This is a genomic window from Lamprobacter modestohalophilus, from assembly GCF_016583905.1.
Classification (GTDB): Bacteria; Pseudomonadota; Gammaproteobacteria; order Chromatiales; family Chromatiaceae; genus Lamprobacter; species Lamprobacter modestohalophilus.
Window position 1 is genome coordinate 41,616 of record NZ_NRRY01000024.1, and the last position, 15,507, is coordinate 57,122.

General features: G+C 64.7%; 12 protein-coding genes. 10 read left to right on the plus strand and 2 right to left on the minus strand.

Features of this window, described 5'->3' with window-relative positions; translation table 11 throughout:
- Window positions 1-17: 17 nt before the first annotated feature.
- Window positions 18-614 carry an HNH endonuclease gene (locus CKO42_RS14630; RefSeq protein ID WP_200245395.1) on the minus strand — a complete coding sequence of 199 codons (597 nt, stop codon included), beginning with the start codon at window positions 612-614 and terminating at the stop codon, window positions 18-20.
- A gap of 177 nt (window positions 615-791) precedes the next feature.
- Here CKO42_RS14630 and CKO42_RS14635 point away from each other — a divergent pair, with 177 nt between their 5' ends.
- Window positions 792-3,158, plus strand: coding sequence for a primosomal protein N' (locus tag CKO42_RS14635; RefSeq protein WP_200245402.1), 2,367 nt, complete (start codon window positions 792-794; stop codon window positions 3,156-3,158).
- Window positions 3,159-3,275: 117 nt separating this feature from the next.
- Window positions 3,276-4,049 (plus strand): lysophospholipid acyltransferase family protein, encoded by a 774-nt coding sequence (locus tag CKO42_RS14640; protein WP_200245404.1) that lies wholly within the window; start codon window positions 3,276-3,278, stop codon window positions 4,047-4,049.
- A 119-nt stretch (window positions 4,050-4,168) separates the two neighbouring features.
- On the opposite strand, the gene CKO42_RS14645 is transcribed toward CKO42_RS14640, so the two are convergent.
- The gene (locus tag CKO42_RS14645) at window positions 4,169-4,639 is read right to left on the minus strand and encodes a YaiI/YqxD family protein (RefSeq protein ID WP_200245407.1); all 471 of its coding nucleotides are present in this window, start codon (window positions 4,637-4,639) and stop codon (window positions 4,169-4,171) included.
- Between the two features lie 156 nt (window positions 4,640-4,795).
- Between CKO42_RS14645 and CKO42_RS14650 the strand changes: the two genes are divergently transcribed.
- The 8 genes from CKO42_RS14650 (at window position 4,796) to ubiB (ending at window position 15,461) form a co-directional block, all read left to right on the plus strand.
- Entirely contained in the window at window positions 4,796-6,622 is a 1,827-nt protein-coding gene (locus CKO42_RS14650; protein ID WP_200245415.1) for a DEAD/DEAH box helicase, read from the plus strand.
- 352 nt (window positions 6,623-6,974) lie between these two features.
- Window positions 6,975-8,714 carry a DEAD/DEAH box helicase gene (locus tag CKO42_RS14655; RefSeq protein WP_200245423.1) on the plus strand — a complete coding sequence of 580 codons (1,740 nt, stop codon included), beginning with the start codon at window positions 6,975-6,977 and terminating at the stop codon, window positions 8,712-8,714.
- Between the two features lie 75 nt (window positions 8,715-8,789).
- Window positions 8,790-9,218: an alternative ribosome rescue aminoacyl-tRNA hydrolase ArfB gene (arfB, locus tag CKO42_RS14660; RefSeq protein ID WP_200245425.1), complete on the plus strand. Its 429-nt coding sequence runs from the start codon at window positions 8,790-8,792 to the stop codon at window positions 9,216-9,218.
- A 379-nt stretch (window positions 9,219-9,597) separates the two neighbouring features.
- Complete coding sequence (gene argS / locus CKO42_RS14665) at window positions 9,598-11,415, plus strand: arginine--tRNA ligase (RefSeq protein ID WP_200245432.1); 1,818 nt, start codon at window positions 9,598-9,600, stop codon at window positions 11,413-11,415.
- Between the two features lie 53 nt (window positions 11,416-11,468).
- Window positions 11,469-12,134 carry an SPOR domain-containing protein gene (locus tag CKO42_RS14670; protein ID WP_200245434.1) on the plus strand — a complete coding sequence of 222 codons (666 nt, stop codon included), beginning with the start codon at window positions 11,469-11,471 and terminating at the stop codon, window positions 12,132-12,134.
- Between the two features lie 77 nt (window positions 12,135-12,211).
- The gene (ubiE, locus tag CKO42_RS14675) at window positions 12,212-12,961 is read left to right on the plus strand and encodes a bifunctional demethylmenaquinone methyltransferase/2-methoxy-6-polyprenyl-1,4-benzoquinol methylase UbiE (RefSeq protein WP_200245436.1); all 750 of its coding nucleotides are present in this window, start codon (window positions 12,212-12,214) and stop codon (window positions 12,959-12,961) included.
- A complete protein-coding gene (locus tag CKO42_RS14680) occupies window positions 12,958-13,647 on the plus strand; it encodes a ubiquinone biosynthesis accessory factor UbiJ (protein WP_338034924.1) in 690 nt (229 codons plus the stop codon). Before ubiE ends, CKO42_RS14680 begins: the two co-directional genes overlap by 4 nt.
- 143 nt (window positions 13,648-13,790) lie before the next feature.
- Window positions 13,791-15,461: a ubiquinone biosynthesis regulatory protein kinase UbiB gene (gene ubiB, locus CKO42_RS14685; protein ID WP_200245442.1), complete on the plus strand. Its 1,671-nt coding sequence runs from the start codon at window positions 13,791-13,793 to the stop codon at window positions 15,459-15,461.
- Window positions 15,462-15,507 lie beyond the last annotated feature (46 nt).

The following is a 15,507-nucleotide window of genomic DNA, read 5'->3' on the forward strand; positions in this document are numbered from 1 at the left end:
ACTCAAGCACGGCCAGATCAGGCATCGGCCAACCGACGCAGCAAGGGGCTACTGCGAGGGAAGTGAGCCCGTAGGAACGCCATTTGATCGGTCAGCACGTTTCGGCCCATCAGATAGATGTACTCGACATGCGTCGGCGCGAAAGGCACCGCCAACAGCTGCATCTGCGCATCTTCGGGCGTGCGGCCGGCCTTGTAGTTATTACACCGCACACAGGCCGTGACGACGTTGTTCCAGTCATCCTGACCACCTTTGCTAACGGGGCGCACATGGTCGCGTGACAGATAACGCGGGGAGAACCGGCCGCCACAATACATGCAGAGGTGGTCATCACGCTGAAACAGCGTTCGGTTGGACAGCGGCGGGACGTAGTCGTCGGCAAACTTGGTCGGGCCGTGATGCGCACCCTGGGTCGCGATGATCGAGTGGATCTGCAGCTCGCTCTGGGTGCGAGTGCGCGCGTTGATGCCGCCACGGAGCAAGATCATCGGGTTGCCACAGGAATAAGCAACCTGCCCGAGAAAATAGAGTCGAGCGGCGGCCTTATAGTCGATCCACTCCAGCGGCATGCCGGCTAGATCAGTGCGCAGGATCTGTTGGCTCAGTAACAACATAGCTCGGAACCCGGCTCAGGAGCGAAAGGATTCGACAGCGACCAGAGCGTCGCGGCAATAATACACGGATGCCGATATCGGGCAAGCCGCAGACGCACCCGAGGATCGGCGCTGGAATCCTGATTGCAGGCCTCAGCGCAACCAGCAAGCCGCCGCCACGTCTTAAAGGAGCCTGCCTTGGCGATCGTTCAAGTTGCCGTTGCCGCACCACTTCCCGAGGTCTTCGACTACCTCCCCCCGCCTCCGGACACGGCCTACGACATCGGCCAGCGTGTGCTCGTTCCCTTTGGCCGCGGTCAGCGAATGGGGATCATCGTCGGCTGCCGTCGAGAGTCAGCGATTGCACCGGACCGACTCAAGCCGATAGCACGCTGTCTCGACCAGGAGCCTTTGCTGTCAGCCAAGGATCTCGAGCTGATTCGCTGGGCCGCTGACTACTACCGCTGCCCGCCTGGGGAGGCCATCTTCAGCGCCCTACCCACCCGCCTGCGCCGACCCGTACCGAGCAGCCAGGCGCAGCCCAAGGGCTGGCGTCTCACCGCAGCAGGCGACGCCTGCCCGCTAGCGCAGCTAGCACGTGCGCCTCGTCAAGCCGCGACGCTGACAGCCCTAAAGGCGCAGCCTGCGGGTATCGATGACACATCGCTGCGCGATCAGCTCGGCGACTGCAGCGCCGCGCTCAAAGCGCTCGCGACGAAAGGGCTCATCGAGCGCTGCCAGGTTTCGGCGCCGCTCGATCGCATAGGTGCGCAGAATCTGGGTATCCCGCCTATCGGATCACCAGCTACATCGCCAAAAGCATGGCCAGACATATCGCCAGAAGCAGTGCCTACAACATCGCCAGACGCATCGCCAGACGGTCTAGCAACCAGCTCACTCGCAACGAATGCATGCGCTGCCTCGCCAGACTCGCCAACAGCCGGTGAGCCTATGCTCGGCCCAGCGCTCAACAGCGAGCAGCAGGTCGCCGTCGAGGCCGTCAGTGAAGCCAGCGGATTCAACTGTTTCCTGCTCGACGGGGTCACCGGCAGCGGCAAGACCGAGGTCTATATCCGGCTCATCCAACGTGCCCTGGAGCGAGGCCAACAAGTCCTCGTCCTGGTTCCCGAGATCGGCCTGACGCCGCAGCTTGCCGAACGTTTTGCGCAGCGTATTCGCGCTGAGCGGGTGGTGCTCCACTCCGGCCTCGGCGAGCGCGAGCGTGAAACGGCTTGGCGACGCGCCGCTCACGGCCAAGCGCGGCTGGTGCTTGGAACCCGCTCTGCCATCTTCACCCCGCTACCGGATCTCGGACTGCTGATCGTTGATGAAGAGCATGACGTCTCGCTCAAGCAGCAGGACGGCTTTCGTTACTCGGCCCGCGACCTCGCCGTGCGTCGCGCCCAGATCAGCCAGTGCCCGATCCTGCTCGGCTCGGCCACCCCCTCGCTGGAGACCCTGCGCAACGCCGAGCGTGGGCGTTATCAGCATCTGCGCTTGCGCCACCGTGCCGGCGGCGCCCAGGCACCGCGCTTCTTGCTCGCCGATGTTCGCTCACAGCCGCTGGTCACCGGTCTCTCGCACGCACTGTTGACGCGTATGACAGAGGTCATCGAGGCCGGCAATCAGGTGCTGCTGTTTCTCAATCGGCGCGGCTTCTCGCCGGTGCTGACCTGTCACGATTGCGGCTGGATCAGCGTCTGCCAGCATTGCGATGCGCGCATGACACTGCACCGCGGCCATAGCCAGCTGGTTTGCCACCATTGCGGCGATCAGCGCCCGCTGCCGGTGCAATGTCCCTACTGCGAATCGCCAGACCTCCGCCCACTCGGGCAAGGGACCGAGCGCGTCGAGGACAGCCTTCGGCAACGCTTCCCCGGCATCCCCTTGGCCAGGATCGATCGCGACAATACGCGCCGCAAAGGCGAGCTGGAGCGGCTGCTAACCGCTGCGCGCGATGGCGCCTATCCGATCCTGCTCGGCACTCAGATGTTGGCCAAGGGCCATCACCTGCCCGGCGTGACCCTGGTCGGTATTCTGGACCTGGACCACGGACTGTATGGCAGTGACTTTCGCGCCACCGAGCGCATGGCGCAGCTCTTGATCCAGGTTGCCGGGCGCGCCGGGCGTGCTGAGCGGCCGGGCACTGTGCTGGTGCAGACACGACATCCCGATCATCCCCTGCTGATCCGGCTGCTTCGACAAGGCTATGCGGCCTTCGCTGCCGCGGCGCTCAGCGAGCGTGCTGAGGCAGGGCTACCTCCGTTCAGCTTTCAGGCCTTGCTCCGCGCCGACAGCCGCACCGAGCAGCTCGCGCTCGACTTTCTGCGCGGCGCGCGGACGCTAGCCCTAGCGCTCGAGCCCGGACCGGTCGAGATCTGGGGGCCGGCACCGGCGAGCATGGAGCGCCGAGCCGGACGCTTCCGTGCCCAGCTGCTGTTGCAGTGCAGCCAGCGCGGGCCACTGCATGCACTGATCGATCGTTTGCTTCCAGCCCTGCGCGCCCAAGCGAGCAACCGCAAGCTGCGCTGGAGCATCGACATCGACCCGCAAGAGAGCCTGTAACCCTCCCGACGCAATCGGTTCAGCGACCGGGTGGCTGAGTTCAGAGCGCATCGTCCTTTAAGCGGACGAGATGCCAGGGGATAATCGAGCATCCGCCACCGATCTCAGTTGGACCAGATGCCCACCGCCTCACCCTCCCATACCTCACTCACGACCAACATCAAGACCCGGCTCCTGAGCCTGTTGTTCTTCGGCCTTTACAACCTCATCGGCATCGTCCATAGCCTGCTCTCGCTCAGCGTGGCCCCTTTTCAAACTTTTGAGCAGCGCTACTGGTTCGTCAACCTCTGGTCAAGGGCCACCATGTGGCTCTTGCAGCGGCTTAACGGTGTCAACATCGAGGTCGACGGGCTGGAGAATATCCCCAAGGGGAAGCCTGTCGTGGTGATGTGTAACCACCAGAGCCAGTGGGAGACCTTTTATCTCCAGATCCTCGTCTCGCCACAGGCCACCATCCTCAAGCGCGAGCTCCTTTGGGTGCCATTCTTCGGCTGGGCGCTCATCCTGTTGCGACCGATCGCAATCGATCGTTCAAAAGGCTCGCAGGCGCTCAAAACGCTGTTGCGCGCGGGGCAAGAACGGCTGCAAGAGGGGATCAGCGTGGTCATCTATCCGGAGGGAACCCGTCAATCGCCCGGCACCATCGGCCGATTCAACCTCGGCGGTGCGATGCTCGCGGCGCGCGCAGGAGTCGAGGTATTACCGATGTGCCACAACAGCGGCGACTGCTGGCCCAGCCGCTCATTGCTGCGCCTGCCTGGGACCATCCGACTGCGCATCGGCCAGCCAATCGCGACCGAGGGCAAGTCGCCGAAGCAGATCTCGGCTGAGGTCGAGGCCTGGATTCGCCAGCATTATCCGGGCGAGCTGCGCTCCGTTGCCACGGGTTGAGATCCGCGCACGATGGTCAGCATGGCGCCGCTGAACGCGATAGGCGATAGGCGATAGGCGATAGGCGATAGGCGATAGCCTGAATAAGCCACAGGCTGAAGTCCACGGCCTAAACAGCCTCATCGCGAGGCATCAGGCTCATCCCGCTTCGCCCGCGCTAGAATTCGATCGAGGGCGTTGGCGAAGGCTTGACGGTCTGCCTGGTTATAGGCCGGCGGCCCGCCGGTGTCTAGACCGCTGGCGCGCATGGTGTCGAGAAAGTCGCGCATATTCAGGCGCTGGCGAACCGTTTCCGTCGTAAACAGCTCGCCGCGCGGGCTCAGGACCTGACAGCCGTTCGCGACAAGCTCAGCCGCCAGCGGAATGTCCGCGGTGATGACCAGATCGCCGGCACCGGCATGCTGAACGATATAGTCATCGGCCACATCAAAGCCGGCACCAACGCGCACCGCCTTGATCCGCGCCAGCGATGGCACCTGCAGCGGTTGGTTAGCGACCAGCGTCAACGGCAGATCCACGCGCTCGGCAGCCCGATAGAGGATGGCCTTGACCGGATTTGGCGTGGCATCGGCATCAACCCAAATCTGCATACGCTCTCCCCGCCGGGGCAACCCCCTGACGATTGTTACAAGCTCGGCAGCAAAGCTGCGCTACACTGTTGGGCTGATTCGACCTGCAGGCCCCACGCGTCGCGCCGAGTAAGCCCGTCGACCTGCCTTCCTCTTCCCGCCCTTAGGCCCCGCCCCATGTCAGACGCTTCATCCACTCCGAGCTTCGCTGAGCTCGGGCTGCCACCAGCCCTATTGACCGCGCTCGACAGCGTTGGCTACGAGACGCCCTCGCCGATCCAAGCCGCGACCATCCCGCACCTGCTCGCCGGCAGTGACCTGCTTGGCCACGCGCCAACCGGCACTGGCAAGACCGCGGCCTTCGCGCTGCCGCTACTCGCGCGCATCGATCTCGCCCAGCGCACGCCCCAGGTGCTGGTGCTGACCCCCACCCGCGAGCTGGCTTTGCAGGTCGCCGAGGCCTGTCAGCGCTATGCCAGCGCGCTCGGCGGCTTCAATGTGCTACCGATCTATGGCGGCTCTGATTATGGCGGACAGATCCGCCAGCTCAAACGCGGTGTGCATCTGGTGGTCGGAACGCCGGGGCGCATCATGGACCACATGCGCAAGGGTACCTTGCGGCTGGACGCCCTGCAGGCGTTGGTGCTCGACGAGGCCGACGAGATGCTGCGCATGGGCTTCATCGACGACGTCGAGTGGATTCTGGAGCAGACGCCGCCACAACGCCAGATCGCGCTGTTCTCAGCGACGCTGCCAAGCGCGATCCAGCGCATCGCCCAGCGCCATCTGAATGATCCGCAGTCGATCAGTATCAAGGCCGCCACCGCCACCGCCGAGACCATCCGCCAGCGCTATTGGCTGGTCAGCGGCATGCATAAGCTCGATGCCCTGACCCGCATCCTGGAGGTGGAGCCGTTCGAAGGGCTGCTGCTGTTCGTGCGCACCAAGACCGCCACCACCGAGCTGGCCGCCCGCCTCAGCGCCCGCGGCTGGGCCGCCTCCGCGCTCAATGGCGATATGCCGCAGCAACAGCGCGAGCAGATGGTGGATCAGCTGCGCAGCGGCGCACTCGATATCCTGGTCGCTACTGACGTCGCCGCGCGCGGGCTCGACGTCGAGCGCATCAGCCATGTCGTCAACTACGACATCCCCTACGACACCGAGGCCTACATCCACCGCATCGGCCGCACCGGCCGCGCCGGCCGTGCTGGCGAGGCGATCCTCTTCGTCGCCCCGCGCGAGCGGCGCATGCTCGCCGCCATCGAGCGCGCGACGCGCCAGCGCATCGAGCCGCTGACCCTGCCCTCGACCGAGACCGTCAACAACAAACGCATCGCCGACTTCAAGCAGCGCATCACCGATACCCTGGCGGCCGGCGAGCTCAGCTTCATGCAGGGGCTGATCGAGCAGTATCAGGAAGAACACGACATCCCCGCCGTCGAGATCGCCGCCGCCCTGGCCAAGCTCTCGATCGGCGATCAGCCGCTACTGCTGACCGCCCCGAAGCGCCCTGAGCGCTCCGAGGAGCGTCCCGAGCGCGGTCGTGGTCCGCGCCGCGATGACGCTGATCGGTACCAGCCACGCCAACAACGCCGACCGCCATCGCAGCCGGATCAGGGTATGGAGCGTTTCCGCATCGCTGTTGGTCATCGGAACGGGGTCAAGCCCGGCAACATCGTCGGCGCCATCGCCAACGAGGCTGGCCTGGATGCGCAGCATATCGGCCGCATCGACATCCATGACGAGTTCAGCCTGGTCGACCTGCCCACCGGCATGCCGCGCGAGCTGCTGCAAGACCTGCGCAGGGTCCGCGTCTGCGGCCGGCCGCTGGCGATCGCGCGGCTTGACCCCAACGCCCCGGCTGAGGCTAACGGCCCGGCTGATGATGACGCCGAGGCTGGCCGCGGCCCGGGTGGCCCACAGCGACCAAAGACCAGTCGATCAGGCCCGCCCGGAGCCGATCGTGACCGCCCTTCAAAGCGGCCTGGAAAGAAAAACAGATAATCAGACTCGGTTTTGGGTTAAACTTGCCCGCTTCGGGTGCCTGGACCGGTCGGCACCGCTCGCAACCAGCTGTTCCATGACAGCCGCGGTTGCCGAACACTCGCTTGGGCCGTTCGCTGCTTTCCCTGCTCATCTCGAGACGACCGCCCCACGATCACCCTGGGGCCATCGTCCGAAGGCCGTTGCTCTCGAGGGCATCACGCTAGTCAACTGGCGTCATGCCATCGACCACCGCCCTGAGCAGGGCGACTCGCTGACCCGCAAGCATCGCCACACTGGCACCCCACAATCCAGCCCGGACCGGCTCCCGCCTCACTGAGGACGGGAGGGCCCATCTGGAGTTCAAACCCCAATGTCTTTTGACACCCTTGGCCTATCGGCCGAGCTTCTGCGCGCGGTTCGCGAGCAGGGCTACACCCAACCTACCCCGATTCAAACCAAGGCCATCCCGACCATCCTCAGCGGTGGCGATGTGATGGCTGCGGCGCAAACCGGCACCGGCAAGACCGCCGGCTTCACCCTGCCGCTGCTGCAACGCCTGAGCACTCAGACCTCGCGCCGCAGTGCCGAGCAATCCAGCGTCCAAACTGGTAACCAGGCAGGCGGCCAGGCCGACAGGCAGACAGGCGGACATTCCAGCGCACAGACCAGCGGACAATCGGCTAGACAGCCCAACGGCCGCGCTTCCGCCAGCGGACGCCGCCCGATTCGCGCCCTGGTGCTGACCCCGACCCGCGAGCTTGCAGCCCAGGTCCAAGAAAGCATCCAGACCTACGGTCAGTATCTACCACTGCGCTCGGCGGTGATCTTCGGCGGGGTCAAGATCAACCCGCAGATCGACCAGCTGCGCCGCGGCGTCGACATCCTCGTCGCCACTCCTGGCCGGCTGCTCGACCATGCTGGCCAGGGCACGGTCGATCTCTCCCAGGTCGAGACCCTGATCCTGGACGAAGCCGACCGCATGCTCGACATGGGCTTCATCAACGATATCAAGAAGGTGCTGGCACTGCTGCCGCCGAACCACGCACGGCAGAACCTGCTGTTCTCGGCCACCTTCTCCGATGACATCAAGCGCCTCGCCGAACGGCTGCTGAACAACCCCGAGTTGATCGAGGCCGCGCCGCGCAACACCACCGCCGAGCGTATCAACCAGGTCGTCTATCCGGTCGATCGGCATCGCAAACGCGAGCTGCTGAGTCACATGATCGGTGCCAACGACTGGCGCCAGGTGCTGGTCTTCACCCGCACCAAGCATGGTGCCAACCGGCTCGCCGAACAGCTCGAGACCGACGGCCTCAGCGCCGCCGCGATCCATGGCAACAAGAGTCAGGGTGCGCGCACTCGCGCACTCGCCGGCTTCAAGAGCGGCGATGTGCGTGTGCTAGTTGCCACCGACATCGCCGCGCGCGGACTCGATATCGACCAGCTGCCGCACGTGGTCAACTACGAGCTACCGAATGTGCCTGAGGACTATGTGCATCGGATCGGCCGCACCGGTCGTGCCGGGCGCGAGGGTCAGGCCGTCTCGCTGGTCTGTGTCGACGAGCACCGGCTGCTGCGCGACATCGAGCGCCTGCTCAAGCGTGAGGTGCCGAAGGTGATCCAGCCCGGCTATGATCCTGACCCGAGCATCCCGGCCGAGCCGATCAAGAATGGTCGCAGCGGGCCGCGTCAAGCACGCGCCGGCGGTCGCAACGGCGAGGGTCGCAGCGCCGCCGCTCCGGGACAACGACCGCGCCGCGCGGGTGCCGGTGGCGGCAGCGGCAGAGCCGACGAGCAGCGCGGTTCGGGCGGTCGCAGCTCAGGTGGTCGCTACGCAGTCAGCGACGGCGGTCGCAACGCGGCCAGCGACAACGGCAATAGAGCCGATGGCCAAGCTGGACGTCGCTCAGCCGGCAGTCAGACTGCGCAGCGAGCGGCGAACGGAACCGCGCCGAGAGACGGAGCCGCACCCCGGCCCGGCTCCGCGACCGCCAAACGCGGCCACGGACGCCGCCAAGGGGCTGACACCAGCCGCCCGAGCACCCACCGTCATCCGCGACGGGGCCGCTCACAGGAGACGCCCGCCCTGCTCGGTGGGCGCGACGACTAGACTCGACTAGCGCACGTAAACCCGCAGCAGCCGTGCGGGCGACGACGCCTGCTGATCAGTTCGAGGGCTAGCCTCATGCTCAAGATCACCGCGACCATTCAGATCCCAGAGCAGGAGCTGAGCGAGCGCTTCGTGCGCTCGCCAGGACCGGGTGGACAGAACGTCAACAAGCTCGCAACCGCGGTGCAGCTCAGCCTTGATCTCAGAGGCTCGCCATCGCTACCCGAGGCGATTCGCGAGCGCTTGCTGAACAGCGGCGATCGGCGCATCGATCGCGATGGGGTGCTGACCATTCACGCCCATCGCTTCCGCACCCGCGAGCGCAACCGCGACGATGCCCGCGCCAGGCTCGCCGCCCTGATCGCGCGCGCCAGCATCGTGCAAAAGCCGCGCACCCCCACCAAGCCGACCCGCGCCGCGAAGCGCCGCCGCCTGGATGAGAAGGTTCGGCGTGGACGGACTAAATCGATGCGCAGGCCGGTCTCAGACGCCGATCGATCCTGAACCTACTCGCCGCCGTCACAAGCATCTAGCGAGCCAACCGTCGTTTCCGTATCCTTGTGGCATTCAGTTGTTACCCGCGCAGGCGCGTGCCCAGCTCACCGACGACAGAACCCGATTGCCGGCCTTGATGACACCGCAGATTGCCGGTCGAAGATCCCGGCCGCCTAGGGCTTACCGATAAACACGCACTGCATCGCCCGAGGTGGCGACGCGCGATACACGTTATTAAGCGAGGCTGACCGAGGGCTCGGATAACCAGCTCTTTCAGGGTCGACCTTCAGACCCCGAGGGGTGATCTGCTAGAGTGCCAGCGAGCCCGTCTGAGCTGTTTGACCGCAGCGGCAACACCTATAAACCCCTTTGCGCAAGACAAGATTCCATGAAGCAACAGATCCAAGGGTTGGTGCGCGCTGCACTCGAGCAGCTCGTCGCCCAAGCCGTGCTCGACCCCGCCGCCTTTGGCGAAGGCCTGCCAGAGCCGCAGATCGAGCGCACCCGTGATGACAGCCACGGTGACTTCGCCACCAATGCCGCCATGGTGCTGGCCAAGCGCGCACATAGCAAGCCGCGCGAGCTGGCCGAGCGCATCGTCGCCGCGCTGCCGGCATCGGCGTTTATCGACCGCATCGAGATCGCTGGCCCCGGCTTCATCAATTTCTATCTGGCCGCCGACGCCTTCCACGCCCAGGTCGCCGAGATCATCGCTGAAGGCCCCGCCTTCGGCCGCTCGCAGATCGGCGCCGGCAAGCGCGTGCAGATCGAGTTCGTCTCCGCCAACCCGACCGGACCACTGCACGTCGGTCACGGCCGTGGCGCGGCCTATGGCGCGGTCGTTGCCGATCTGCTGGCTGCAGTCGGTTACGACGTGCACCGGGAATACTATGTCAACGATGCCGGCCGCCAGATGGACATCCTCTGCACCTCGGTCTGGCTCCGCTACCTGGAACTCTGTGGTGAGAGCCTGCGCTTCCCCGCCAACGGCTATCGCGGCGATTACGTCTGGGATATTGCGGCCTCGCTGCATCGCGAGCACGGTGACGACTATCGGATCTCGGTCGACCAAGTCTTCGCCGCCATCCCGGAAGACGCCGCGGCCGCCGACGAGTTGGACGCCGAGGGCCAGCCGCTGCCCGATGCCCCCCTCGGCAATAAAGAGGATCACATCGACGCGCTGATTGCGAACAGCAAGCGTCTGCTCGGCGACAATCGTTACCGCTTCATGTTCGAGCTGGGGCTGAACAGCATCCTCGACGATATCCGCCAAGATCTCGCCGAGTTCGGCGCCCATTATCAGGAGTGGTACTCGGAACGCACATTGACCGAAAGCGGCGCCGTCAATCGCGCGCTCGAACGCCTGCGCGAGGCCGGCCATGTCTTCGAGCAGGCCGGCGCCCTCTGGTTCCGCTCCAGCGCCTTCGGCGACGAGAAGGACCGCGTGCTGGTGCGCGAGAATGGGCAGACCACCTATTTCGCCTCCGATATCGCCTATCACATGGACAAGCTCGAGCGCGGATTCGAGCGCGTCATCGATGTCTGGGGCGCCGATCATCATGGCTATGTGCCGCGCGTGAAGGCCGCGCTAACCGCACTCGGCGACGATGCCGACCGGCTCGATGTGCTTCTAGTGCAGTTCGCGGTGCTCTACCGCGGCGGTCACAAGGTGCAAATGTCGACCCGCTCGGGCGAGTTCGTCACCCTACGTCAGCTGCGCAAAGAGGTCGGCCGCGATGCCGCCCGGTTCTTCTATGTGATGCGCCGCTGTGAGCAGCACATGGACTTCGACCTCGACTTAGCCAAGAGCCAGTCCGCTGACAATCCGGTCTACTACTGCCAATATGCACACGCACGCATCCAGAGCGTGCTGCGTCAGGCCGCCGACCGGGGCATCCTGGTCGAGCCCAGCAGCGGTATCAACAACCTCAATCAGCTCAGTGAGCCGCATGAACTCGCGCTGATGAAGACGCTGTCGCGTTACCCAGAGGTGCTCGAGTCCGCAGCCCTTGGCCACGAGCCCCATCTGCTCACGACCTATCTGCGCGAATTGGCCAACGACTTACATACGTACTACAACGCCCATCCGTTCTTGGTCGATCATGACGCGCTCCGAGACGCGCGCATCAAGCTCATCCTGGCCACCCGCCAGGTGTTGAAAAACGGCTTAGCGCTCATCGGTGTTTCAGCGCCAGATCAGATGTGATTGAACAGTTGTGATTGAACAGATGTGACCGAACAGAGGCAAGCGGGATCAAGATGACCAAAGACTATCGCCGTCCAGCCCCAGCGCCGCGCCGCCGCGGCACCCGCCGTGGCACCTGTGCCTTCTGGTTTTTGCTCGGCGGCGTGCTCGGCGCCTTCGGCGTCGGCTACGCCTGGATGATCCATGAACCGACTGCATCCGGCGCCATCAACGAAGAGGCGACCACGCGCCCACCCACAACCCCGCCGCAAGAGCGCCAATTCGACTTCTTCAGCATGCTGCCGGCCGAGGAGGTGGTGGTGCCGGCCGACGAGGCCGCCGAGCCGATTGCGTTGCCACCGCCCAAGGTCGAAGAGCCGACTGCCAAGCCGACCATTAAGCCGACTCCACAGCCAGCCAAGACCGCTGCGGCAACACCAGCGCCCAGCCCCGCTGCGCCCAGCCCTGCGCCCAATGCGACGGCCAGCGCTGCTCCGAGCGGCGGCAGTGGTGACTACCTGCTACAGCTGGCCTCATTCCGCAGCACCGCCGATGCAGAGCGGCTCAAGGCGCAGATGGCCCTGAAGGGGATTCAGACCAGTATCCAAACCGTGACCATCGACAACGGCCAGACCTATCACCGGGTCCGCACCGCCGCCTACGACAAATCCGCCGCCCAGGCGATGCGCACCAAGCTGCAGAACGAAGGTCAAGAGAGCATCATGATTCGCACGCGTTGACAGCTCGCAGCCCTTGCCTGAGCCGCAAGGTGTAAACTCGACGCATACCGATAGCCGTCTCAGTCCCCCAAGTCTCGATGTCTGACGATAAGACCACCCATTTCGGCTACCAAAAGGTGCCGGAGAAAGAAAAAGCCGATCGCGTGCGCGCCGTGTTTGACTCGGTTGCCTCGCGTTACGACCTGATGAACGACCTCATGTCGATGGGCATCCATCGGCTCTGGAAACGGCGCGCGATTGAGCTCGCCGGGGTTCGCCGAGGTCAGCGTGTACTCGACCTCGCAGCCGGAACCGGCGATCTCGCTGAGCAGTTCTCCCGCATTGTGGGTGATTCGGGCGCCGTGATCATGTCCGATATCAACCAGGCGATGCTCGCGCAAGGTCGAACCCGGCTGGTCGATGCTGGCATCGTCGGCAACCTCGACTATGTACTCATCAACGCGGAAAAGATCCCCTTCGCCGACGACAGCTTCGACTGCGTCACCATCGGCTTCGGCCTGCGCAACGTCACCCACAAACAGTTCGCGCTCGACGAGATGTTCCGCGTGCTGCGGCCCGGCGGGCGGGCACTGGTGCTCGAATTCTCGCATCCGACCGTCAAGCCCCTGGCGAAGGCCTACGATGTCTACTCGTTCTCGGTGCTCCCAACCCTAGGTCGTTTCGTCGCCGGCGATGCCGACAGCTATCGCTACCTGGCCGAGTCGATCCGCATGCACCCGGACCAAGAGACGCTGCGCTCGATGATGGAGCAGGCGGGGCTGGAGCGTTGCGAGTACTTCAACCTGACCGGCGGCATCGTCGCCATCCATCGCGGTTACAAGCTGTGAGTACCGACTGGCAGCCCCCTGGCGAGCATCGCCAGACGAGCGACCCTGGCCTGACGCCACCGTCAGCCCTCCTCGCTGCCGCGGAAACGGTGATCAACCGGGTTCTCGCGCTCGATCCAGAAGGTGCCTCACGGCTCGTGAGCATCCAGGGGCAGGTGCTTCGGGTCGAGTTGCTTGGGCTCGGCATGCATCTATGCGTGGTTCCGGAAGCCGCCGCGCTGCGCCTGTTCGGCGACTACGCCGCCGAGCCCGACTGCATCCTGCGCGCTACGCCGGCAGCACTCTTGGGGATGGCCTTAGCCCAACACCGCGAAGACGAGGTCTTCAGCGGCGCGGTTCAGATCGACGGCGACAATGGTCTTGCGCAGGCGATCGGCGAAGTCTTCAAGGGACTGGATATCGATTGGGAAGAACAGCTTGCCGCCCTCGTTGGCGACAACATCGCGCATCAGCTCGGCAACCAGGCGCGCGCCGGGAGCCGCTGGGCCGAGCGCAGCGGTCACACCCTGCAGACCGACGTGCGCGAGTATCTGATCGAGGAAGGCCGTTTCCTACCAAGCGAGACCGAGATGCGAGGCTTCCTGGACGGGGTCGACCGATTGCGTGACGACGTCGAGCGCCTCGAAGCCCGCGTTGAGCGGCTCGCCCGCCAACCTAGCCAGGGTACAGGGACCGATCCCACCTAGTAGCCGTCCATGTCTCCTTCCCGACGATCAGCCGATAGGGATCAGCCAATAGGGCTCATCAAGTCGGGAAGCAGTTGATGGAGACGGCTTGAATCGCGCAGCCGCAGAAACGCCCAGGACCGCCCGGAGCCACTGAACCGCTCATGTTTCGTCTCTCGCAGTCGCTGCGACTCCTCCACATCAATCTCGTGTTGCTCAAGCATGGCCTCGACGAGGTGATCGTCGCGACCAAGCTGTTTCGGCCGCTGCGCTTCTTCCTCTATCTGGCGCCTTGGCACTGGTATCGGCGTGACCTGCCGGCCTACCCGGTGCGCGTGCGCCTCGCGCTCGAAGAGCTGGGGCCGATCTTCATCAAGTTCGGTCAGCTGCTCTCGACCCGCGTCGATCTGCTGCCAGAGGATCTGGCGGTCGAGCTGGCGCTGCTGCAAGACCGCGTCCCGCCCTTCCCCGGTCCTGAGGCGCGGCGGCTGATCGAGAAGGCCTGGGCCGTGCCGATCGAGACCGTGCTCGATGAGTTCCAGGAGCAGCCCCTCGCCAGCGCATCCATTGCACAGGTCCACACCGGGCGCCTGAAGAACGGCCAAGCGGTGATCGTCAAGGTGCTAAGGCCAGATATCGCGCAAATCATCCGGCGCGACGTCGACCTGATGCTCACCTTCGCCCAGCTCGCGCAGCGCTACTGGCCCGATGGCCGGCGACTGCGGCCGGTCGAGGTGGTGCGCGAGTACGAGAAGACCATCTTCGACGAGCTCAACCTACAGCGTGAGGCCGCCAACGCCTCGCAGCTAAGGCGCAACTTCAAGCACAGTCAGATGCTCTACATCCCCGAGGTGTTCTGGGACTGGACGCGGCCGACGGTGATGGTGATGGAGCGCATCTACGGCACCCCGGTGTCGCACGTCGAGCAGCTCAAGGAGCAAGGCATCAGCATGCGTCTGCTCGGCACCCGCGGGGTTGAGATCTTCTTCACCCAGGTCTTCCGCGACAACTTCTTCCACGCCGACATGCACCCGGGGAATATCTTCGTCGAACCTTCCGGGCGCTATATCTCGGTCGATTTCGGCATCGTCGGCAGCCTCACCAAGGAAGACCAGCGCTACCTCGCCGAGAACCTGCTCGCCTTCTTCCGCCGTGATTATCGGCGCGTGGCTGAGCTGCATGTCGAATCGGGCTGGGTGCCGCGCGGCACCCGCGTTGAGGAATTCGAGTCCGCGATCCGCACCGTCTGCGAACCGATCTTCGAGAAGCCGCTGTCGGAGATCTCGTTCGGCGGCTTCCTAGTCAATCTCTTCCAGACCGCGCGACGCTTCGATATGGAGATCCAGCCACAGCTGGTGCTGCTCGAGAAGACCCTGCTCAACATCGAGGGCCTCGGCCGCCAGCTCTACCCGCAGCTCGACCTCTGGACCACCGCCAAGCCCTTCATGGAGCGCTGGATGCGCGAGCAGATCGGCCCGCGCATGCTGGCCCAGCGCCTGTGGCACAACTGGCCAGCGTTGGCTGAGCGCCTGCCCGATCTGCCGGTCGCCGTGACCCGCATCATCGACCAGCTCGAGCACCAGGCGGCACTCTATCCGGCTGGCGGCAGTCAAGGTCTGACCAGACTCACGACGCAGATCAAGACCAATCATGGCCGCACCACAGCAACGCTGTCAGCGATCGCATTAGCCGGGCTGGCCACCGCACTGATCCTGATACCGCCTGCGGCTACGGCCACCATGCCGTTGCTCGCCCCGATCGCTGCATCCCTGCTCCTGCTGACCAGCCTGATCATTCTCTGGCGCAACCTGATCGCACCGCCCAAGGCCGAGTAAGCAACTCTCCATCAACGACTTCGCGATTTGAGCACCACTTTAGGGC